The sequence below is a fragment of the Microbacterium thalli genome, from assembly GCF_028737325.1.
GTDB classification, from domain to species: Bacteria; Actinomycetota; Actinomycetes; order Actinomycetales; family Microbacteriaceae; genus Microbacterium; species Microbacterium thalli.
Genome location: NZ_JAQZCH010000002.1, coordinates 704094 through 723535 on the forward strand (window position 1 = coordinate 704094; position 19442 = coordinate 723535).

At 68.7% G+C, this 19442-nt stretch carries 33 protein-coding genes; 2 read left to right on the top strand and 31 right to left on the bottom strand.

All coding sequences use genetic code 11. The features are described 5' to 3' along the window. Positions 1–3: 3 nt before the first annotated feature. From PUW82_RS11305 to PUW82_RS11380, 16 genes are all read right to left on the bottom strand, one after another. On the bottom strand, positions 4–393 hold the full coding sequence (locus PUW82_RS11305) for a DUF6093 family protein (protein WP_274222382.1): 390 nt from the start codon (positions 391–393) through the stop codon (positions 4–6). After that, entirely contained in the window at positions 390–779 is a 390-nt protein-coding gene (locus PUW82_RS11310) for a Gp19/Gp15/Gp42 family protein (RefSeq protein WP_274222383.1), read from the bottom strand. Before PUW82_RS11310 ends, PUW82_RS11305 begins: the two co-directional genes overlap by 4 nt. Before the next feature lie 4 nt (positions 780–783). After that, positions 784–1317 (bottom strand): hypothetical protein, encoded by a 534-nt coding sequence (locus PUW82_RS11315; protein WP_274222384.1) that lies wholly within the window; start codon positions 1315–1317, stop codon positions 784–786. Positions 1318–1384: 67 nt separating this feature from the next. Further along, positions 1385–2401, bottom strand: a complete 1017-nt coding sequence (locus tag PUW82_RS11320; RefSeq protein WP_274222385.1) for a major capsid protein — start codon at positions 2399–2401, stop codon at positions 1385–1387. Positions 2402–2418: 17 nt separating this feature from the next. Then, on the bottom strand, positions 2419–2817 hold the full coding sequence (locus PUW82_RS11325; protein ID WP_274222386.1) for a head decoration protein: 399 nt from the start codon (positions 2815–2817) through the stop codon (positions 2419–2421). 5 nt (positions 2818–2822) lie between these two features. Further along, on the bottom strand, positions 2823–3458 hold the full coding sequence (locus PUW82_RS11330; protein WP_274222387.1) for a hypothetical protein: 636 nt from the start codon (positions 3456–3458) through the stop codon (positions 2823–2825). A gap of 148 nt (positions 3459–3606) precedes the next feature. After that, complete coding sequence (locus tag PUW82_RS11335; RefSeq protein ID WP_274222388.1) at positions 3607–4866, bottom strand: hypothetical protein; 1260 nt, start codon at positions 4864–4866, stop codon at positions 3607–3609. Then, positions 4844–6292 (bottom strand): phage portal protein, encoded by a 1449-nt coding sequence (locus PUW82_RS11340; protein WP_274222389.1) that lies wholly within the window; start codon positions 6290–6292, stop codon positions 4844–4846. Before PUW82_RS11340 ends, PUW82_RS11335 begins: the two co-directional genes overlap by 23 nt. Positions 6293–6305: 13 nt before the next feature. Further along, positions 6306–6926 carry a terminase large subunit domain-containing protein gene (locus tag PUW82_RS11345; RefSeq protein ID WP_274222390.1) on the bottom strand — a complete coding sequence of 207 codons (621 nt, stop codon included), beginning with the start codon at positions 6924–6926 and terminating at the stop codon, positions 6306–6308. Between the two features lie 240 nt (positions 6927–7166). Next, positions 7167–7424 (bottom strand): Acb2/Tad1 domain-containing protein, encoded by a 258-nt coding sequence (locus PUW82_RS11350; RefSeq protein ID WP_274222391.1) that lies wholly within the window; start codon positions 7422–7424, stop codon positions 7167–7169. Positions 7425–7467: 43 nt separating this feature from the next. Further along, complete coding sequence (locus PUW82_RS11355; RefSeq protein ID WP_274222392.1) at positions 7468–8532, bottom strand: terminase large subunit domain-containing protein; 1065 nt, start codon at positions 8530–8532, stop codon at positions 7468–7470. Beyond that, a complete protein-coding gene (locus tag PUW82_RS11360) occupies positions 8510–8866 on the bottom strand; it encodes a hypothetical protein (RefSeq protein ID WP_274222393.1) in 357 nt (118 codons plus the stop codon). Before PUW82_RS11360 ends, PUW82_RS11355 begins: the two co-directional genes overlap by 23 nt. Positions 8867–9089: 223 nt before the next feature. Next, entirely contained in the window at positions 9090–9431 is a 342-nt protein-coding gene (locus PUW82_RS11365) for a hypothetical protein (RefSeq protein ID WP_274222394.1), read from the bottom strand. A gap of 57 nt (positions 9432–9488) precedes the next feature. Next, on the bottom strand, positions 9489–9698 hold the full coding sequence (locus tag PUW82_RS11370; RefSeq protein ID WP_274222395.1) for a helix-turn-helix transcriptional regulator: 210 nt from the start codon (positions 9696–9698) through the stop codon (positions 9489–9491). Positions 9699–9754: 56 nt separating this feature from the next. Then, positions 9755–10018: a hypothetical protein gene (locus PUW82_RS11375; RefSeq protein ID WP_274222396.1), complete on the bottom strand. Its 264-nt coding sequence runs from the start codon at positions 10016–10018 to the stop codon at positions 9755–9757. Beyond that, on the bottom strand, positions 10015–10197 hold the full coding sequence (locus tag PUW82_RS11380) for a hypothetical protein (protein WP_274222397.1): 183 nt from the start codon (positions 10195–10197) through the stop codon (positions 10015–10017). Before PUW82_RS11380 ends, PUW82_RS11375 begins: the two co-directional genes overlap by 4 nt. 359 nt (positions 10198–10556) lie before the next feature. Between PUW82_RS11380 and PUW82_RS11385 the strand changes: the two genes are divergently transcribed. Next, positions 10557–10952, top strand: a complete 396-nt coding sequence (locus PUW82_RS11385) for a hypothetical protein (RefSeq protein WP_274222398.1) — start codon at positions 10557–10559, stop codon at positions 10950–10952. Between the two features lie 193 nt (positions 10953–11145). On the opposite strand, the gene PUW82_RS11390 is transcribed toward PUW82_RS11385, so the two are convergent. Beyond that, positions 11146–11385 (bottom strand): hypothetical protein, encoded by a 240-nt coding sequence (locus tag PUW82_RS11390; protein WP_274222399.1) that lies wholly within the window; start codon positions 11383–11385, stop codon positions 11146–11148. Positions 11386–11435: 50 nt separating this feature from the next. On the opposite strand from PUW82_RS11390, the gene PUW82_RS11395 reads away from it, so the two are divergent. Then, a complete protein-coding gene (locus tag PUW82_RS11395) occupies positions 11436–12341 on the top strand; it encodes a hypothetical protein (protein WP_274222400.1) in 906 nt (301 codons plus the stop codon). Here PUW82_RS11395 and PUW82_RS11400 read toward each other — a convergent pair. The 14 genes from PUW82_RS11400 to PUW82_RS11465 are packed head-to-tail and all read right to left on the bottom strand — an operon-like array spanning position 12328 to position 19442. Next, positions 12328–12945: a hypothetical protein gene (locus tag PUW82_RS11400; RefSeq protein ID WP_274222401.1), complete on the bottom strand. Its 618-nt coding sequence runs from the start codon at positions 12943–12945 to the stop codon at positions 12328–12330. The two genes, PUW82_RS11395 and PUW82_RS11400, sit on opposite strands and share 14 nt — an antisense overlap. After that, positions 12942–13484 (bottom strand): ASCH domain-containing protein, encoded by a 543-nt coding sequence (locus PUW82_RS11405; protein WP_274222402.1) that lies wholly within the window; start codon positions 13482–13484, stop codon positions 12942–12944. Before PUW82_RS11405 ends, PUW82_RS11400 begins: the two co-directional genes overlap by 4 nt. Next, positions 13481–13729 carry a hypothetical protein gene (locus tag PUW82_RS11410; protein WP_274222403.1) on the bottom strand — a complete coding sequence of 83 codons (249 nt, stop codon included), beginning with the start codon at positions 13727–13729 and terminating at the stop codon, positions 13481–13483. Before PUW82_RS11410 ends, PUW82_RS11405 begins: the two co-directional genes overlap by 4 nt. Then, positions 13726–13869, bottom strand: coding sequence for a hypothetical protein (locus PUW82_RS11415; protein WP_274222404.1), 144 nt, complete (start codon positions 13867–13869; stop codon positions 13726–13728). Before PUW82_RS11415 ends, PUW82_RS11410 begins: the two co-directional genes overlap by 4 nt. Beyond that, positions 13866–16502 carry a DNA methyltransferase gene (locus tag PUW82_RS11420; RefSeq protein ID WP_274222405.1) on the bottom strand — a complete coding sequence of 879 codons (2637 nt, stop codon included), beginning with the start codon at positions 16500–16502 and terminating at the stop codon, positions 13866–13868. The genes PUW82_RS11415 and PUW82_RS11420 overlap by 4 nt, the downstream gene beginning before the upstream one ends. Next, a complete protein-coding gene (locus PUW82_RS11425) occupies positions 16499–16684 on the bottom strand; it encodes a hypothetical protein (protein ID WP_274222406.1) in 186 nt (61 codons plus the stop codon). The genes PUW82_RS11420 and PUW82_RS11425 overlap by 4 nt, the downstream gene beginning before the upstream one ends. Beyond that, positions 16654–16950, bottom strand: coding sequence for a hypothetical protein (locus tag PUW82_RS11430; RefSeq protein ID WP_274222407.1), 297 nt, complete (start codon positions 16948–16950; stop codon positions 16654–16656). Before PUW82_RS11430 ends, PUW82_RS11425 begins: the two co-directional genes overlap by 31 nt. After that, on the bottom strand, positions 16947–17201 hold the full coding sequence (locus PUW82_RS11435) for a hypothetical protein (protein WP_274222408.1): 255 nt from the start codon (positions 17199–17201) through the stop codon (positions 16947–16949). The genes PUW82_RS11430 and PUW82_RS11435 overlap by 4 nt, the downstream gene beginning before the upstream one ends. After that, a complete protein-coding gene (locus tag PUW82_RS11440) occupies positions 17198–17767 on the bottom strand; it encodes an HNH endonuclease signature motif containing protein (RefSeq protein ID WP_274222409.1) in 570 nt (189 codons plus the stop codon). The genes PUW82_RS11435 and PUW82_RS11440 overlap by 4 nt, the downstream gene beginning before the upstream one ends. Further along, a complete protein-coding gene (locus PUW82_RS11445) occupies positions 17764–17982 on the bottom strand; it encodes a hypothetical protein (RefSeq protein ID WP_274222410.1) in 219 nt (72 codons plus the stop codon). Before PUW82_RS11445 ends, PUW82_RS11440 begins: the two co-directional genes overlap by 4 nt. A 26-nt stretch (positions 17983–18008) precedes the next feature. Continuing rightward, positions 18009–18566 (bottom strand): hypothetical protein, encoded by a 558-nt coding sequence (locus PUW82_RS11450; protein ID WP_274222411.1) that lies wholly within the window; start codon positions 18564–18566, stop codon positions 18009–18011. Beyond that, the gene (locus tag PUW82_RS11455) at positions 18563–18835 is read right to left on the bottom strand and encodes a hypothetical protein (protein WP_274222412.1); all 273 of its coding nucleotides are present in this window, start codon (positions 18833–18835) and stop codon (positions 18563–18565) included. The genes PUW82_RS11450 and PUW82_RS11455 overlap by 4 nt, the downstream gene beginning before the upstream one ends. Further along, positions 18832–19053, bottom strand: a complete 222-nt coding sequence (locus PUW82_RS11460) for a hypothetical protein (protein WP_274222413.1) — start codon at positions 19051–19053, stop codon at positions 18832–18834. The genes PUW82_RS11455 and PUW82_RS11460 overlap by 4 nt, the downstream gene beginning before the upstream one ends. Continuing rightward, the gene (locus tag PUW82_RS11465; protein ID WP_274222414.1) at positions 19053–19442 is read right to left on the bottom strand and encodes a single-stranded DNA-binding protein; all 390 of its coding nucleotides are present in this window, start codon (positions 19440–19442) and stop codon (positions 19053–19055) included. Before PUW82_RS11465 ends, PUW82_RS11460 begins: the two co-directional genes overlap by 1 nt.

Genomic DNA, 19442 nt, shown 5'->3' on the forward strand with positions numbered 1-19442 from the left:
CGATCAGGTCAGGATCTTCAGCGGATACCGGGCGGCGGTCGTCTGACCGTCCTCCGGCTGCCCGTCGACCGTGAACTTCTGGCCGACGAGCGCGGTGCTCGCCTCCGACGCGGTGATGTGCACCTCGGCGTCACGGGTGAGCACGGTGCCCGAGGGCAGCTTCAGGACCGGCGACTGTTCCGCCAGGTCCTGCGACCCACTGTCGCGATCTGAGACCGTCAGCGAGGCGTAAACGAGCTGCGCGGGGCCCTTGTACTGCTCCTCCACCAGGACGCGTGTCGCCTTCCCGGTCGGACGGTCGTAGCCGTCCTCGAACGTGCCGATCTCGACGGTCTCCGAGAAGCGCTCCTCGGTGCGTGCGCGTGCGCGCTCGAGGAACGCCTTCCCGATCACGTCGACCCCAGCACGATGCTGAACGCGCCACGCCGGCGGCGCGTGCGCGGGACGAGCTTCGCGATCTCGTCCTCGGTTACGTACACCCGGCCGGACGACACGGAGCTGTCACGCCGCCGCGTCTCCCGGTAGTCGTCGATCGCGGTCGACTCTTCGAGCCACCCCTCGGTGTTCACGAGGTAGCGGCGGACCATCTCGACGACGGTGCTCACGTAAAGCGTCTGCCAGAGGGCATCGGTCGGCGGCACGACGACACCGCGCTGCTGCAGCTCGTACTGCACCTCAGCTACGGCATCCCCGAGCCGCTTCTCGGCGACGGCCCGCTCCTCGGCAGTGAGCTCCCGCCACCGCGACGAGAGCTCGGCGACGGTGACGGGAGGCCACATCGGCTTACTCCGTCGCGATCTTCGCGTCGTCGAGCGCCGCGATGATGTCGCCGCGGGACGCCGCGTCATCGAACGCGATCTTCAGCCCGGCGCGCTTGGCCGCCTCGACCGCGTAGGCGCGCCACACGTCCGCACCCGAGCCCGCGCCGGCCTTCGGCGGAACGACCAACGGCGCGTCCTCGTCGGAGCCGCCGCCGTCACCCTCGGGTGCGCCGTGCAGCTCGATCTCGAAGTGCGCGGCGACCTGCTCGAGCAGCTCCTGCGGCTCGGCGCCGTCGGCGACCAGGCGGTCGAGGACGTCGGGCAGCGACTCCGGCTCACGGCCGGCGCCCTGCTCGGTAGACGCCGCGCTGGCGGATGCCGTGGTGCCGGTCGACGTCCACGGCGGGGTCTGATTCTTCACGTCGCCGCCCTCGACGGCGTGACCGCCGACGAAGTAGCCAGCGGGGATCTTGTCGCCCGCCTTGAGGATGACCCGCTCGCGCGCCTGGTTGATGGCGTGGACGGTGCCCTCGAGGTCTTCACGAACCTTGCTCATGCGAGGCTCCTCTCTCTCCCGTGGTGGGGAGCCGGGAGTAGTCGGCTCCCCACCAGATGGGGTCAGGTCAGGCGAGCACCGTCGCGGCGAGCGACAGGTTCGCGTTGGCGAGCACGGGCAGGTTGATCGAGTCACCGACGACCTCGGCGATCATCGGGGGCTTCTCGCCGCGGTACACGCCCGCGACGATGCCCGGCTGCTCGGACTCCTCGATGCCGTACTCCTCGGCGGTCGACGTCAGGGTCTGACCCCAGAACGTCGCGCCGAGCTGCGTGCCCTGCCAGTCCGTCGGCTCGACCGGCTCGGGGAGCAGGAAGAGCTTCCGGTCGTCGAGGACGCGGCCAGAGGCGGTGCGGCGGTTGAAGATCTCGATCTCCGGCAGGCCGGCTCCCGAGATCACCGCGCGCACCTGCTCCTCGGTCGCGGGACGGCTGCCGCCACCGACGAGCGAGGTGCGGAACTGCGTGCCGGCGGCGAGGGCCCGGTACACGCGACGCGTCATCACGAGACGGCCCGGCTCAGCGCCGTTGGTCTCGGAGTACGTGTCGATGAGTCCCTCGAGGAACTCGATCCGGTCCGCGTCGGGGTCCGCCCACAGGCTCGTAGCCGTGACGTCGTGGTTCGCCGAACGGCCGAAGCTGTCGGCGGCGCCGATCTCGGGGATCGTCGCGACGCCCGTGTTGATCACGATGCCTCGCAGGCGCTCAGCGCGGTCGGAGATCGCGCGCACCACCTGGCGGGCCGTGCTCAGGATCGAACGCCGCAGCGTGTCGTCCGAAGCACCGCGGGTGCGGAGCTGGTCGTACTCCGAGACGGGGATCTCCTCGGAGAGCGCCGGCAGCTCGAGCGTGACGCGCTTGCCGCCGGGCTGCTTGCCGACCTTCGGCTCGGCGTCGTACGCGCGGTAGCTCGCCTCAGCGACGAGACCGTTCGCGCCGGCACGGAAGCGCACGACGATGTCGGGCACCTCGCGGTTGGGGAGGTAGCGCGCGAGGGTTCCCTGCGCTGCCTCGTAGTCCTCCTGAGCTGCGCGGACGTATCCGGTCAGTTCAGCGGGGTCGATGATGTCGGTCCAGAGGGCCATGTCTTACTCCTTCCCCGTCAGACGTAGAGGATGTTCGAGCCGTTCTTCGCGCCGGCGGGGGCGACGAAGGACGACCAGGCGGACAGGATGCCGGCGACCTTGGACGCGATGACGCGGCCGTGATCGAACAGCGGGACGCCGAAGTCGGCGCTCCCCACGACCTTCTGGTCGGTGAGGATGTGGCCGGCGAGAACGCCGGCGCCGGTGGTCGTACCCGCGGTGGGGTCGTACGGCACCAGCTTCCCGCCGACCTTGGCGACGGGGGTGCCCGACGGGATGTAGCCGTCGGGGTAGTGGTCGGCGGCGGTGAACGTGGAGACGTCGAGGATCTCGGTGCGCGCATTGCGGATGCCGTGCGTCGAACCGAGCCACGTCTGGTCACCGCTGCCGAAGTTCTCCGTGCGGAGCTTGGGCATGAGGATCAGTCCTTCTTCTTGGGGGTCTTCTCGGATGCGAACAGGTCTCGGCCCGCCGAGACGCTGCCGCCGGTGGCGTTGGCGTCGCGGGTGCCCTGCGCGCGGAGACGACGGGAGGGGGCGGCGCCCTCCTCCGAGTTGTCATCGACCCACTTCTGCAGCTTCTCGGTGTCGACGGTCTTGCCGTCGGCGCCGATGAACTGCGAGCGGTCGAGCGCGAAGAGCTTCGACGCCGGGTAGTTCCGGCCGTCGAGGGCCTTCTCGAGCTGGTCGGTGACTCGCTCGAGGGCGAGCTCCTTCCGCTCTGCTGCGAGGGCGTCATCGATGCGCTGCTGCACGTCGTCGGCGGAGACGCCCGCGGGCTTCCCCTCACCGCCACCGTCGGCCGGCTTGCCGTCACCGGCGCCGTCCTTCGGCCCCTTCGCCGCGTTCTCGATCTTCTGCCGCTCGTCGGCCCGAGCATTGCGCTCGGCTCGTGCGGTGCGATCGGCGACGATACGGTCGACGTCCTCCTGGGTGAACGTGCGGGCACCGCCGTCTCCGCCGGAGCCGCCATCACCGCCCCCGCCGTCTCCACCCTCATCCGCGAAGCGAAGGAAGGGGGGCTGGCTGATGAGCTGTCCGAAGGCGTTGCGCTTCATGATGTTCCTCTCCGTTTTCGGCCCGTCGGCCATCACCGTTTAGGCCCCGTCGGGCACCGCGACACGTTCGCGTGACGTTCCCGCCGGGCGGCGGGGAGTTCGAGGGGGCGGCGCCCGTAGACCGGGGAAGATTCCGGCGGGCGCCGCCTCAGAGTCCGAGCGCTCGCGCGAGGCGGCGGACGGACTCGGGGGTGCTCGTACGGTCCAGGACCGCGAGCTCGTTTCGGAGCGCTGCACGCAGTTCGGCGATGCGCTCGGGGGTGGCGGGGATCGGGTTCGCGAACCGGTCCGCCGACGAGGGGCCGATCGCGCGCGGCACGGTGCCGGTGCGGAGCGCGTATTCGAGGCGGTAGTTCGCGTCGTATAGGCGACGCTCGGCGACGGTCATCGTCGAACGGTTCAGGACGTCGCGCTGACCGGTGGCCGCGGCGTCGAATCGTGCTGCGCGGCCCGTCGTGACTCGCTGGCCGCCGATCGTGACCGCTCCCCTGCCACGCCCTGCGGCGAGGATCTGCGCGTCTGTGCGGACGCCAGGGGCCAGCGGTGGTGCGACCTGTCCACGGTCGAGGATGTACCCGCGCTCGCGGAGCATCCGGACCGCGTTCGTGCGAGTGCCGGCCGTGCGGTAGATCTCGTCGATCGGTGAGCGAGCGGTCGCCATCTTGCGAGTCCGCTGATTCACGACCTTGAAGATGTCGGCACCCTCCCGGATCGCGCGTGCCTCCGAGCGCCCGAAGACCCTCTCCTGCTGCTCAGGGTCCAGATCCTGGAACGCCCGGTACGGGTCCGTGCGGGCGTCGCCGCCGACGTTCTCGACGGCGGGGATGTGCTGGCAGTCGCAGCGCGGGTGCCGCTGAAAGCCCTCGTTCCACCGATACCAGCGACCCGCGAGCACGATGCAGCGATCGCACGACGGCGGGTTGAGCATCCGCGTGTAGCCGGTGATCGCCGGCCGCTGGATGATGTCGGCCCCGTAGACCATCCGCCGGGTGTCGGCGAGGGTCGTCAGAGTCACCATCGTCAGCCACCGGGCGGCCTGCGCCAGGGCCTCCCCCGACGTCGCACCGCCGGCGACTGCCGTCTTGGCTCGGACGACCGACTGCGCGTACAGCGACTCCATGTCGCGGCCGTCCGGCGCCGCCGACAGGAACGCCGCAGCCGACAGCTCGCCGACGGGATCCGCGCGCTGCCCGGTCTCCCGCAGCACGGCCCCGGTGTACGGGATCGCCTGCGCGACGGCCGCCGCGCGCCCCTTCTCGACCACGTTCAGCAGCTGCGGGCCGATGCGCTCGTACGCCGCGTCGAAGTCGTCGCCGAGGCCGCGCCAGATCTTCCCGACCGCGGCGGTCGTCGTCGTCGCGATTCCCTGCTGCAGCCGGTACTGCTCAGACGCTGTCGCCGGCAGCATCGTCGAGGTCCCTCATCGCCGCGGCGAGCTGCGCATCCTGGATCGCGTTCTGATCCCAGTCGCGCATCCGGCCCTGCTCGATGTCCGTGTAGCCGAGGTCCTCGCGCGCCTGCTCGATCGGGAGCACCGAACGGCCGGAGTTGTCGCGGGCCTGCACGAGCTTCACGATCGCGTCGGCCTTCTGCGCGATCGTCGGGGTCGACGGGTCACGCCAGATCGTCTCGATCATCTTCGGACGGGCATCCGCCGCGCGGCCCATCTCCATGAGCGCCAGGCGCTGCACCTGCTCCCACCGGGTCGACAGCGACGTCTGCTTCCGCTCCGCACGCTTCACCAGCTGCGCCTCCGACGAGCGGATCGCGTCGGCCGACGGCGGGTTATCGCCTTGGAAGAGCAGGTAGTGCGACGGCAGGCCGAGCTGCATCGCGACGATCTGCATCAGTAGCTTGATCGTGTTGTGGAAGTTCGTCAGCTCCGCCTCGGGGAACTGCCCGAACTTCGCTTCCTTCGACTCAGTCCCCCACAGGCGGCCGGAGACGAGGGAGAACGTGCTGATCGGCTTGCCGTCGTCGTCCATGAAGTCGGTCTCGTCGAGTCCGGTCGCCCACCGTCGCGGGAGGGCGTGGAACTCGGCGGAGACCATCATGTCGCTGGCGATCTTGTTCAGCGCGTCGAGCGGACTGAGGATCGGGTGGAACACGGAGCGCCCGAGCCGCTGGTCCGTCTTGCCGGTGCGGTAGCGGCCGAGCACCCGCGGGTCGTTGAGCAGCGGGACGAGCGCACACAGCTTCTGCTCGTTCGCGTCGGTCGCGTCCGCGCTCTCCTCGGTCCAGTCGCGGCCCTTCTGCCGCCACGTGACCGACGAGCCGTCGCCGCGGAGGTAGGTCATCCACTTCGTCTTGTCGGGATCGGTCCAGCGCTTCAGGCCGTGGCGCACCTGGTGGGTACGGGGGTCGTCCTCGTGGATCGCGTCGAAGGGCGATTCGATCGTGATCACCGGGGCGTCGTCTCGGGTGTCACCGCCTCCGACCATCGCGTACGCGCGGCCGAGCGCGAGGCTCTCGCGGTGGGACTGCTGCGAGATGAAGGCGCCCTCGTTCTCCTGCCATGCGTCGCGCACGTCCGCGTCCGCCGAGGAGTTGCCGACGACGTCGCGGGTGAATGCGCCGTCCGGTCCGACGATGGTGCGCTGGCTCGACTGGACGCGGAAGCCCTCGATGTCGAGGCGGTTGTCGTAGACGTCGACCGAGAACAGCGCGAGGTTGAGCACGATCGGCGAGAGCCGATAGCCGAGCTGCTGCTCGAGCTCGTGCGACACGAACCGCAGCGGCTGCTCGCCGTCGAGGTACTGGTCGTTCTTCTCGAGCGGCTTCCGCTCACGGGATAGCAGCCGGCTCAGTCGCAGCGCTTCGTCGAGATCGGTCACGTCCCGTCTCCTCTCAGCGCCATACGCGCACCTTCGGCCGATTGCTCGGCGGTTCCCAGCCGGCGGCGAGCGCGTCACGAACGGCGGCGTTCGCGAGGATGCTCGTCATGGCGAGGTCGATCTTCTGGGTCTCGTTCGGCTTGCCGAGGATGTACTTCTGGCCGGGCTTCGCGACCTTCTTCGCGTTGCCCATGTGCGCGGTCGTGACCGGGCATCCGTCCTGCGTGATCAAGCCCTCCCGGAGGTCGGCCTCGAAGCGCCGGATTTCGGGGTACATGCGGGCAACCTGGTTCGTCGGCCACGCGATGACCTTCTCCTCGCCGTGCTTCGCCGCCCACGCCTCGCCGTCGGTGGTCCAGTCCTCGGGGTCGTAGTAGAACCGGACGACGAGGAAGCGGTCGAAGATCTCGTCGATCGCGGTCGCGACCTCGGTGTGCGGGATGCGGTCGCCATGCTCGCGCGGGTTCCAGATCGTCGGGGTGTCCGGCGTCGGCCCCCAGCGCGGCGTGAAGGAGAACCCGGTCATCGTCTGCGCGCGCAGGACGGTGAAGTCGTTGTTCACCGACCCGTCGAACGCGAGACCGATCGGGGTGCCCTTCGGCGGGTTCGGCAGCCAGGGGCGCTGTGCGCTCATCCGCTGCCTCCCGTCGAGGTGTTGGGAGGGGCGCAGGTGCGCCTCTGCCGGAAAGCTGCGGCGTCGTGAGCGTCCTTCGCGGGAATGGCTACCTCGCGTTGACGCCCCTCCCTGGTCTGTCAGGCGCCGCTCAGCGCGTACCGCCGTCGCCCGAGCCACGTCAGGTGGTGCGAGTGGGCGCGCATGTGTCGTCGCAGCCGCGGCAGCGGCGGGTAGAGAGCGCGATCAGCGCGCGGCGGATCATGCGCTCGGCCCCGTGGCGAAGATTGCGCGGTTGGCGCGCATCTGCACGTCCTCGAGCCCGGTGAGAGCGAGCGACTTGTTCCGACCATTCGGCACGCGGTCCTCGATCGCGGTTGCCAGGTCGATGATGAGCTCGCGGAGCTTCGCGACGCCGAGCTTCTGCTGTTCCGTGGGCGGCTGCCCCGCGGCGGCGGTGAAGAAGCGCTCCTCGATGCGATCACGGGCGGTCGGTTCGGGAAGCGTGGACTCTGCCATGCTCATCTCCTCTGTTGGGTCGCCCCGCCGTGCGCGGGGACGTTCAGGCGGCGACTGCCGTCGGCTTCGCGTAGGCGTCCTCCCAGAGCCCGTCCGGGAGCCACGAGCCCATACCGCGCACGAGCTTGTTGCCGTAGAACCGCTCCGCCTGCGCGGGGTCCTGCTCGAGCAGCTCGTACGCCTCGGCCTCGATGCCGTCGAGGTCGACGTGGGCGGCACCGAAGTACACGTACGCGTGGATCTTGCGGCGGTCGCGCTTGTTCTTGTAGCTGAGGTTCTTCGGTGGTTCCCGGTAGAACCGGAAGATGTCCTTCGCGCGCGACTCGTACGTCGCCCGCGCCGTCGACTCCTCCGCCGGATCCCACGTGTTCGTGAGCTCGATCCCGCGACCGCCCATGCCCGACGTGCCTCGACGCATCGTCTGCGCCGTGCCCATCAGGCCGTTGGTCTTCGTGTAGATCCCCGTCTCGTCCTGCACGAACCCGGTCGTCGGGTTGCCGAGTCGCGATGACTCGGCCGACGTGACCTTCTCGATCACGCCCTCGTCGCCGATGCGCATGTACTTCTCACCGACGCGGACACGCTCGCTGAGCGGTCCGCGGAGGATCATCTGCTGCAACGGGCGCCACGTGTTGTTCACCTGGTCCTCGGAGGTCGCCATGAGCTGGATGAGTGGCGTCGGCCACGGCATCCCCATCGGCTCGCCGACCTCGTACTCGTAGACGAAGCCGCACATGCAGCCGTAGCGCGCGCAGTCGTAAACCTCGCCGGGCCCCTCCGCCCACCCTGCGAACAGGTCCGGGCCGAGCGCCATCACAGATGTCCAGCCGGCGCCCATCGGCGACTTGCCGTACTTCTGCGGGCCGACGATCAGCGAACGCCGGTACTCGAACGCCTGGTTCTTGATCGGATCCTCGGGCCGCCACGGCGTCCCCGGACGCACACGCCCGTGGTTGGCCGTGCACCACAGCTGCCAGTCCGACAGCAGGAACGGCTGCCCCTTCTTGCACCCGTCCGGGATCGGAAGATGCCACGCCATCCAGTCGGCCTGCAGATACCCGAGCGTCGGCCACGCGATCTCGAACTCAGGTGGAATCGTCTCCGACATTCGGCAGTGCCCTCAGCCTTCCCCTCGACGACGGCACCTGACGCTTCGCTGCCGCCGCCTTGGTCGACGAGACTGTGGCGGCCGGAGTCGGATTCGTCGTAATGCGGAACCCCGCCTTCATCAGCGAGCCCAGCTCGAGCAGCAGCGTCCTCTCCTGGTCGAGTACCGACTTCACCTTCGCGGCATTCGCATCGCCGGACTCGACGAGCAGGGACATCCGGACATACCGGGCTACCGCGCGCTCGACGTGCTGCTCCTCCCAGACGATCGCCTGAGGGAGCTTCCACAGCTTCGCCCAGAGCTCCTTCTCGTCGGTCGTCGCTTTGGTCGTCAACGGCCACGCGGGAACACGGCCCGTCCGCGACTTCGGCAGCGTGCGGACTAGGCCCGCTTCCTGCCGTTGCACCTCCCGGAGAGACCCGGGATCGGGCGCCGGTCCAGCCCCTGAGCGTCTCTGCATCGGCCCTCCCAGAAAAAGGTCTTAACCCGTCGCGAATCGGAGCCACCTCCCCGGCGGTCCGCTGGGGTTGGTGGTTTGGGGGTATCCCCCCAGGGGGTTAGAAGGTGGTCAGGGTGGCTGGGCGACGGTGGGTGTAGTGCCCTGCCTCGGAGGTCCGGACGGCGTGGCAGTTGGCGCAGCGCACGTTGCAGTAGGTGCGTACGTGGTGCATGTAGGCGGCGAACCGGGTGTGGGTGATCAGCTTGGTGCGGTCGTCGCGCCAGCCGAGGTCGTGACGCTTAGTGTCCGGGTCGCGGTGGTCGAAGTGGAGTGCTGCGGGGTGCGCGCGATATCCGCAGTCGTAGCACCCTTGCGTGAGCTTGTACTGCTCGACCGTCAGGGCTGCACGGCGGAGGTTGTCGGCCTCCCACGCTCGGCGTTTCTCGGGTGAGTACGGCATGACACCTCCTCTCCCCTCTGATGGGTTCGTGCGGGGGTCACGCACACTGTCGAGGCATCACGCGGTCCCGCCCGCACGTGGTCGCGACGCCACCCACTCGTCGATGGTGACGGGGAGCCATCCCTGGACGTCGCCGACGGTCGCATCCGGCGTCGGAAGCATGCCCTTCGTCCGGTAGCTCTTCACCGTGTTGACCGACAGGCCCACCCGCTCCGCCACTTCGGTGACGCTCAGGTAATGCGCCGTCTCGCGCTCTCGTGCTCCCACGTTTCCAATCCCGATCTCACCGGCCACGCCGACAGCGTGGCACACACTCGCCGAGATCAGGCAGCGGCTGTGGCGTCGGGAGCGGGCGCGGGGGTCGGCTCGACCTCGGGCTCCTTGTACGCGCGGAGACGGCTGGTCTTCACCGTCGTCTCGACGTCGTACTCGACGAGGCGGACGTCGGGGTCGATGCCGAGCGCGGTCATCTGCTCCTCGTACAGGGGCAGCTGGTCCTGCGCGACCGACAGGATGGGGGCGTTGAACAGCAGCTTCTCGCCGCGTGCGACGCCGTAGTGGGTCTCGGTGTTCGTCTTCGTGCTCATGCTCGGTTCTCCTTCGGTTGGATGTAGTCCCGCACCTGTGCGGTGAGGGTGATGCGGACGCTGCGTGCGGGTCGAGGTGCGCGGTCTGCGATGAGCGAGCCGGCGAGGATCCCGAGCGCGACGGATGCGATGGCCGCGGACAGCGCGGCCATCGAGAGGGCGAAGCTGAGGGCGGTCACGGGATCTCCTTCACCTGTGCGCTGCGCGTCCGCCTTCTGAGCGGTTGCAGCGTTCGTGCTCCGGTCCGCGGTATCCGCGACGGTCTGGTGTGTGGCCGAGGTCCCAGCGCTCGCCGGGTGCGATGACCCGCCGGCAGTTGGGGTTGCCGCAGCGAATCGTGCCGGTCGCGACTTTCAGCTCCCACTCGGCGCGGAGCCGGTCGTGCTCGGCGCCGTACCCGCGGGACTGGCGTCGGCCCCGTGATCGCTCTCGGTCCTTCTCGTGCGTGGGGCAGCGTGAGCCGTCGCGGACGAGGACCGGGCATCCGGGCTCAAGGCACACCTTCGTCGCCATGCGTGCAGACCCCTACTCTCGGAACGTGTACGCGTTCCTCGCCTCGGCCATCCCATCCGCCGCCGCGCTCCTCGTCGGTGCGTGGCTACTCATCGAACAGATCGACAGGAAGATCCGGCGCGGACGCCTCGTCGGTCTCATTGGGGAACGCGACGCGATCTACGCGCGGCATCGCGATGGTCGGCCGCCGGCTGAGTACGAGGATGCGGAGGCGGAGGCGAAGGTCGAGTACGAGGAGCTGCTACGAGCTGCGGGAGTCAACCCGAAACGACTCCACGACCCGAGCTTCGGCGAGTGGACAGCGGATCTGGTCGTCGGGAACACCCTCCCTTGGTCGGAAGTCACGCGCCAGCTCATCTTGATCGTCGGCGCCATCGTCGGCATCGTGTTCCTCGGTCTGGATCTCGCGTCGCGGTCATGACGAGTGCCCGCCCGGCCGGGAGGAGTGAGGGCGAGCGGCCCCTTAACTCCGCGTCGCGCCTGTGGTCTCGAACTCCCGGCCGAGGGAGCCTCTAGACATGACGAAGGCCCCGGACCGTGTTGGTCTTTGGGGCCTTCGTTCTCTCTGTGAGAACTGTCTAACCATGAACTTAGGATATGAAACCGACTGGTTGTCAAACCTGAGTTTCGGCGAGTCGTGCAGCACGCTGTTTCCGCAGCTTCCCCTGGTGAACGGGGTCGTTCTTCATGCGGCGTCGCCACTCCGCGAGCAGCACCTTCTCCTCGACGACACGGCACCGCTGGCCGTCACGGACCTCCCACGTCATCGGCATGCCCTCGGCCCGCCAGTACCGGATGGCACGGTGGGTGCGGTGCACGCGCCTCGCGGCCTCCCGATAGGTCAGCGCAGGCACGAGGACGGCCCCTGACTCCGAGGTGGGAGAAGCATCAGTAGGCTCGGCCCGTGGAAGATCGACAGCGCCCTAGCCCTGCATTCGCGCGCTGGATGACCATAGCGGTCTTGCTCGCTCTCGTCCTTGTCGTTGTCGGGGGGCAGTCGCTCCGGTTTCGCGACAGCGTAGAGAGAGACGCTTTCGAGTGGTGGGCAGAGATTGTTCTGCCGTCGATAATGGGCGCGGCGACCGTTCTGATTTCCGCTGTCGCCTTGATTTCGTCGAGCCGGGCAACACGCCTCGCTAGCGAGGTCGACAAGCAGCGCGTTGAGGCAGAGTCGGCGAGGGCTCGCGAGGAAAGTCTGCGATACCTGCGCGGGATGGCGGTCGGCGAGGCTCGCACCCTGGCTGCCTGGGCTTTCACCCTCCTGGATGACCCGAACGCAGAGAAGCGGACGCTCGCCGAGGTGGGTCCCGACAAGCACGTACCCACCCTGCGCCGGAGAGTGGTCGTAGAGCTTGGCCAGTCCCTCGTCCCCGGTGCGCACGAGATCTATGCGATAACAAAGATGGAGCTGGAGAATCATCGAAACTTCCTGCCGTACGCGGGCTGGATGCCGGACGCGGTTGTTCCCGTGGGTACTCACGGCGATCCTCACAGCCAGGCGCTGAGCGTCGATGTCGCGAACTTCCGACGGCGTCGCATGCTTGGCAGGATCCGAGATTGGGCACACGATCCCCAGGCGAAGACCCCATTGATCATCGATGAGATCGCCTCTGCGACCGAGAGCCTCGCGGACCACATGGACTATCGCCAGGGTCTCTGGTGGCAGAATTTGAAGCCACTCAGCGAGCTGCCATACCCCGAGGGGGACCTCACCGAGCGCCGTGCCTTCCTCGCTGAGCGTGGGCTCATCGACGCGTCCCAGATTCACCCGTCGGAGGCATCCACCGACGTCCCACCTAGTCACTTGTGAACCTCTCTCCACAGGTTGCGCAGGCTTTTTCCAGGACCCGTTGCCCGTCCGGGCCGTCAACCCAGTCGATGCGGACCTCCTCGGCCCCGCACGTGTCGCACGCCTCGGGGGCTGCGCGGCGGACGGTGCGGTGCTCGCCCTGCTGTCGGCGTGCACGGCGGATCAGGCGGAACAGGGCTTCCTCCGCCTCGCCGAGCTCGGGGTGCTCAACGATGTGGTGCACCTGGTCGGCGAGCCACTCGTTCGCGGCGTACGCCCAGTCGCGGGCGAGGTCCGACTCCCCCGGCACCGCAGGCGGCAGCTCGGGCGCTTCGATGCCGATGCGGGACGCCGCGGCCACGAGGTAGGCGCGGAGGGCCTGCCACACGGCCGCCGCGTTCCTGCCCTCGGGGCCGTCCGCGATCGGGATGTTGTCGTAGAACCCGCCGCCCGACACACGCTCCCGAAGCTGCTGCGCCTGCAGACCGCGTGACGCGACGACGAGGGTCACCGTCGTCTCCACGACGTAGGGCAGCTGGTCGACGTGCCAGAGGAACGAGTCGACCCACAGCCGGTAGCCGGCCTCGGGGTCGATCGCGTCGGCGGGGATCTCGTACGTCGTCATCGCGCCACCGCCGTGAGGTGCGAGACGAGCTCGAAGCCGCACATCGGCTCGTGCTGGTAGGAGATCCGGCCGGCGCCGCATGTGCACCCCTCAGCCCGCTCGATGATCGAGTCGCCATAGACGTCCAGTCGCGAACGGCGGAGGCCGAGACCACCGAGCCACGGGATCGGGTCGCCGACGATGGCGCGCGGGTTCGCGAGCACGAGGTGATGCGCGCCGGGCTCCCCCCAGTCGGAGCACATGCCGGCGCTGTCGCCGCAGCTGCCTGCGCTCTCGTGGTGCACGTCGACCAGGTCGACCACGCCGATGATGTGGCCGGCGTTCGCATGCCAGGGCTGCGGGTCCTCGTGCGCGGCGCCGCTGCGGTTCATCTCTCTGGCGAGCGCGTCGGACTGCCATCCGTGCGCGTAGGCCAGGCCGACGTGGATCGCGACGGGCCCGCGGTAGCCGCCCGCGATGTTGCGAGTCCGGTTCTCGATGTCCTTGCCGCCGTGGATGATCGCCCACGCCCACGGCTGGCGAACGGTGAGAATCCTCATCGGGATGCCCCTCTCTTGCGCTTCGGCGCGATCTCGGTGTGGAGCTTGAAGAGCTCCGGGTCACGGCGGATCTGCTGGAAGACCGCCCGCCACTCGGCGACCTCCTCTGGCCGCGCATGGCAGACGTTCGTGACGGTGTTCTCGGTGGTCCCGAGGTCCTCCGCGATCCACCGGGCGGGCAGGCCCTCGGTGCGGAGAACGACGACACGCGCGCGGTCCTCAGTCGAGAGCTGGCGGCCGGTCATCGGATCTCCTCGGCCCGCACGAGGATGCGCTCCCCGTCGTAATAGTTGACGATCGCGGTGCTCTCGTTGAGCACTTCCACGTGATCGACGGTGGTATCCCGATCGAGCGATTCGAAGAACCGCCCCGCCGTGGCGCTCATGCTGCGGTCCCTTCGAGGTCGAGCAAGTCGAACAGCGTCGGCGTCGTCTCGGCGGCGTCGTGCTGACGGAGGTACACGAGCGAGTCAGCGACGGATGCCGGGTTCAGCTCGGAGCCATACCCGCGGCGGCCCTGGCGCACCGCCTCGAGCACGGTGGAGCCGAGCCCGCTGAACGGGTCGTAGACCAGCTCGCCCGGGTTCGAGTACTGCGCGATGAGGCGGCGCGGGATCTCGAGCGGGAACGGGCAGATGTGCTGCTCGACGTTGCGGCGGCGCTGCGCGGAGTTCAGCGTCTCGATGCGGAGGATGTCGGTCCACACGTCGGGGCGGGCAGATCCAGGCACGAGCGACGCGAAGGTGCCCGGGAGGGCGTTGGCGGCGGCCAGGCGCTCAGCGAGGGCGACGTGCTGCTCGTAGTCGTAGACCGAGAGCTGCGTCTGCTGGGTGAACAGGCGGGAGCGGGTGCCAGGGTCGAGTACTGCGAGCTCGTCGATCGACAGGAGCCGGTCGCCGGATGCCCGCCAGTCCGCGGCCGCATCGATCTGCCACCGGCCGACGGAGTACTCGTCGCGGTCCTTCACGACGCGCTCGTCAGCCCACCCCTTGGACCGGTCGGTCTGGGGCTTGTGGAACAGCAGCACGTACTCGGGCGAGCCGACGCCCATCGGCGTGTGGTCGCGGAGCATCTTCGTGTACGAGAGCCGGTAGGTCTGGTTGTTCTCGCGCACGACATCGGTGGTGACGGTGATCATGCCGTAGTAGTCGAACCCGTGCTGGCGGTAGTGAGCGATCGCTTCGGCGTGCAGCTCGCTGACGGTGTAGACACCACGGCCGGTGACCGAGCCGAACAGCAGCCGGTCCTTGACGTGCACCGCGAGCATCCGGCCGGGCATCAGGGCCCGGTAGAGCGACGGGGTGAGGTAGTCGTTCTGCCACCAGAAGTGCGCGTTGTCGTCGGTGTGGCCGAAGTCGGCGTAGTTCGGCGAGTACTCGTAGTGGTTGCCGAACGGGATCGACGTGACGATCAGGCCGACGCTGTTCTCCTCGAGGTGGTCGCGGGCCTCGGCGACGGAGTCGTTCAGCGCGATCGTCCACGCGTCGCCGAAGTGCTCCTCGCGCTCGACGCCCATCGCCCGGACGAGGGCGAGTGAGATCGCGGATGCCGAGAGGCCGAACTCGCGGAGGACCTCGGACATCGTGTCGGTGAGGCGCTCGTCCTCCGCCCACTTCTCCTGAAGTGTGTCGCGGATGGCCGTCTCGGTCTCGGCGTAGATCAGGTGCACGTCACACGCGTTGAGCTGTCCGAATCGGTAGATGCGGTGCACCGCCTGGATCGTCTCCTCGAACTTCTGCGTGATGCCGACGAACACCGAGGTGCTCGCCTGCTGCAGGTTCAGTCCGCGGCCGAGCTGGATCGGCTTCCCGATGAGCGCGTACGTCTCGCCGTCGAGCCATGCCCGGAGGCGTTCCTCGATCTCGGTGTCGGTGAGGGACCCGTGGATCGATGAGAACGTCAGGCCCTCGGCGGCGAGCCCAGCCTCGAGCGCGGCCTGCTCGTCGTTGAGGTGGCACCACAGGATGATCTGGTGCAGCCCGTCGACGGATCCGGCGTGGTGGGCGGTGACGATGCTCATGGCGCGCGCGATCCGGTCGTCCATGGTGTGACGCTTCTCGCGTGCGGCGTCCACGGTCGACATCGCCCCACCGCGGACGAGGACGCCCTGCCCGTCCCTCTCGACCTGGTCGGAGAGCAGCTCGGTCTGCACCTGGTCCCAGTGCACGCGCAGCTCGGGGAGGTCGTAGCCGGCGTCGGAGAAGCCGAGGTCGGAGGGCCGCTGGATGAAGCACGCCCAGGTGTTCAGCCACAGCCAGAACTCGCGACGCTTGTGCGGGTACAGCTGGAGGTTCGCGGCCTTCGTCGAGTCGCGCTTGAAGAACCGCGTCAGCGCCTGGCCGGTGTCCATGATGCCGAGGAACCCGGCGTAGTGGATCAGCTCCTTGTGGCGGTTCGGCGACGGCGTGGCGGTCGCGACGAACCGGAACGCGACGTCGGCGAACATCGGCAGGAACCGCTGGTAGGTCTCGGAGCCGAACGAGCGGAGGATCGCGGCTTCGTCGAGCGAGACGGCGGTGAACCGGTCGACGTCGATCTTGCCGTCGCGCACGGACTCGTAGTTCGTGACGTAGAGGCCGGACCAGTCCGGGTCGATCTCGTCGGAGTGGCGGATGAAGCGAACCTCGGTCTCGAGGTGCTTTCGGCCGTCGCGGATGATGTCGAAGCGGACGCCGAGCGGCGCGACGACGAGCCCGCGGCGGATCCGCTGCCCCAGCGCGTTCCGCTCGCCGTGCTCGTGGGCGTGCTCGACGATGAGGCGGAGTACTTCGAGCTGCATCACGGACTTGCCGAGCCCGTAGCGGGCGAAGATCGCGCGTCGGCCGCCGGCGACGGCCCACTTCACGATCGCGGCCTGGTGCGGCTTGAAGTCGGGGTGGCCCTCGCGCATGATCGGCGAGAGCTGGTCGTCGGTGACCTCGAACCCGAACGCACGGTCGAACGCGACCTTCTCGCGCAGGAACGCTTCGTAGTCGAGGGAACCATCGTTCCCGGTGTTGAGTGTCAGTAGAGCGGTCATCGTGCTTCCTCGTCTGCTCGTCGGGCGGCGTGGCAGTCCACGCAGGTGACCCGGTTCCAGTCCTTCTCGGTGTTCTTGGTCTTGCGGCCGCAGTAGGCGCGGCCGGTGGTGTGGTGCAGCGCACGTCCGTCGGCGTGCGCGGTCTCGGTGCTCAGAACGGCACCGACCGAAGCAGCAGGCACACCATGTCGACGGCGTGGCACGGCGTGTGCTCGGCGCGGGTGAGCGAGTTGCCGATCCGCTTCGAGCACGTCCCGCAGACGAGGCCCGCCTGCTTCCCGCAGTACTCGCAGACGAGGACGTGCGTCGCCGTGTCCTCGCACCGCGCGACCTGGCACTCCGGCTCGTCGTCGACGTGCTCTTCCAGATGGGCAAGGATCTCCTCGTCGTGCGCACCGAAGCGGTTGACCTCCGCATGCTCCGCGGGCGAGAGCACGGGCGCGCTCATGCCTGCGGCCGATCTGCAATGGGGCGAGTGCCGTTGAGTCGGTGAATCGCCGCGTTCAGCTCGGCGACGTCAGCTTCCTTCGCTGCGACCTTGTCGCGTGCCGTGCGCTCGAGGGCCTCAGCGTCCGCCAGGGCCTTCCTGGCGTCTCGGGTCTTGTCCTGCAGGCGGCGAACGTCGTCGCGGTCGTACTCCTCGAGGTCGTGCAGCAGCTTGTCGCGCTGCGCTTCGATGGCCTTCACGGCGATGCTCATGCTGCTGCTCCTTCGGTGTTGGCCCGCCAGGTACCGTCAGCAGCACGCTGCATCCGAAGGTTCTGACGGCGCAGGTTCTCTGCCTGCGTGACGGCTTCGAGGTGCTCCGGGTTGATGCAGAGCTTCTGGAAGCAGAGGTGGTCGATCTGCAATCCGGCCGGGATCGCACCCTTCGCCAGGACGTAGGAAACTCGGTGGGCGTAGTCGTCACCCAGCCGGCCGTACCCGCTCGTCGAGACGGCGCCGGTCCAGATCCAGCACCCGTCGCGCTGCTCGACCTCGGCCTCAATGCGGTCGGCCGCAGTGACTTTCGCGGGTAGCTCGAAGGTGCCGTGCACGAGCCTGCGGAGGTAGTGAGCCATGCAGAGCCGCTCGCCCTTGTAGGTCGCGACGTTATCGCAGCCGTCGAGCCTGCACGGGACCGTCTCGGCGGCGGGCCGGTGCTGCGCCTCCCGGTAGTCGGGAAGCGGGACGCCCGATGCCAGCGCTTCGACGCGGTGCGTCCAGCAGCGCCCGCGGCTTCGGTAGGCCTTGTCGCAACCCTCGATCGCGCATGAACGGGTCATGCCGCGTCACCTTCGTCCTGATCAAAGCCGTGCTCGAAGGCCCGGCCGATGTACTCGATTCGCATGTCGGTGGCGTGCTTCCGGCGTGCCTCGGATGCGGCGTCGCACAGTTCGTCGGCGAGCTTCTCCGCCTCGTCCGGCGTGTAGTCCGTCAGCTTCCGGTCGGTGCGCAGCTCGACCCGGTACTCGTCGTTCACCTCGACGGCGGCGATCACCGCAGGGTCACGGGGGCGGAGGATGCTCATCGGCCGACCTCCGCATCGCGAGCGGCTTCGTCGTCGTCGAGTTCGTCGGCGGGGACGGGCACCCAGTCGGTGACGGACCACTCGCGCTTCACCAGACGGGCACCAGGCACGTACGGGAGCAGCTCGCCGGGCGTCGCCATCTCGTCGAACGTCTCGGCGACGTACACACCCTCGGTGTCGTCGGTGTGGCCGACCTCAAGCGCGTACTCCGTGTTGGTGTGCGACGCGCCGTCGTCGGTGATCGGTCCGCGCCCACGGTTGCGCCACGGGGCGGAGACGAGAACAGCATCCACGACGTCCTCCACCGTCGCTTCGATGACGGTCGTCGTCTCGTCGGTGTAGTCGCGGACGTTACGTGCGAACAGCTGCGCCCCGAGGTGATCCGCCAGCGCTTCCCGCTCGTCGTCGGTGGGCGGCTCGGGGATCAGCGCACGGGCCTCGACCAGCGCGACGTACAGGTGGTTCGTCAGGTCGAAGTGGAACGGATCGCCCGCGTTCTGAGACTCGTGCCGTGCGATCGCGGCGTCGATGCGGGCGAGGGCTTCGGTGTTCATGACAGCCCCAGCCCTACACGTACCTCGTCGAGCAGCGTGCCCATCCGCGGGTCGAACAGCGGGAGTCGGATGGTGGCGCCGTCGGCGAGATCGGGCTTCTTGCTGCCGAGCGCGATGAGGTTGGCGATGCGCTGTTGCTCGACGAGCGCGAGCGTCGCGTGCACCTGTGCCTCCGCGAGGTACAACGCGCCCGAGCCGGGCACGCTCGCGCCCTTCGCGTAGGTCACCAGTCGCTGCGCCTCGGCGGCGCGGTCGATGCGTTCAGTCACGACTGCACCTCCTCGTCGCCGAGCGCGGCGCGCAGTTCAGCGCGGATCGCGTTACGGCGCGCGACGTTCGCCTTCGCGGCGGCCGTCTGGGCGCGCGTGCCCGGGTCGTGCGCGAGCGCGTTTGCTGGGAGCGCGACCGCGACGAGCAGGTTCGCGATCCGCAGCTGCTCGGTCAGGTCGTCGATCGCCTGCACCTGTGTGCGCTTCGTGACGGCCATCAGAACACCGGATCCGGGCTCGACTGCTGACCCCACGGCTGCCCCGCGGGTGCCTGCTGCTGACGCGGCGCGACGATGACGGTGCCGACGTTGCGGGCCTTCAGCACGATGCGGCGCACCGTCTTACCGGTCTCCCGCGACGTGTACGAGCCGTCGATCTCCTCGCCCTCGACGATGACGAGGGTGCCCTGCGGGAGTTGCGCGAGGGCGTCAGCGGCGCGCCACGACTCGACGTCGTGCCAGATCGTGAAGTCGTCGACCCACTTGTCCTGCTCGCGGTCGAACTTCTGCTTCGTCTCCGCGACGCTGAACTTCGCGACGTGCCCGTTCCCAGCGGCGCGGACCTCGGGGACCTGCCCCAGCCGGCCGACGATCGTCTTGTTTCCCAT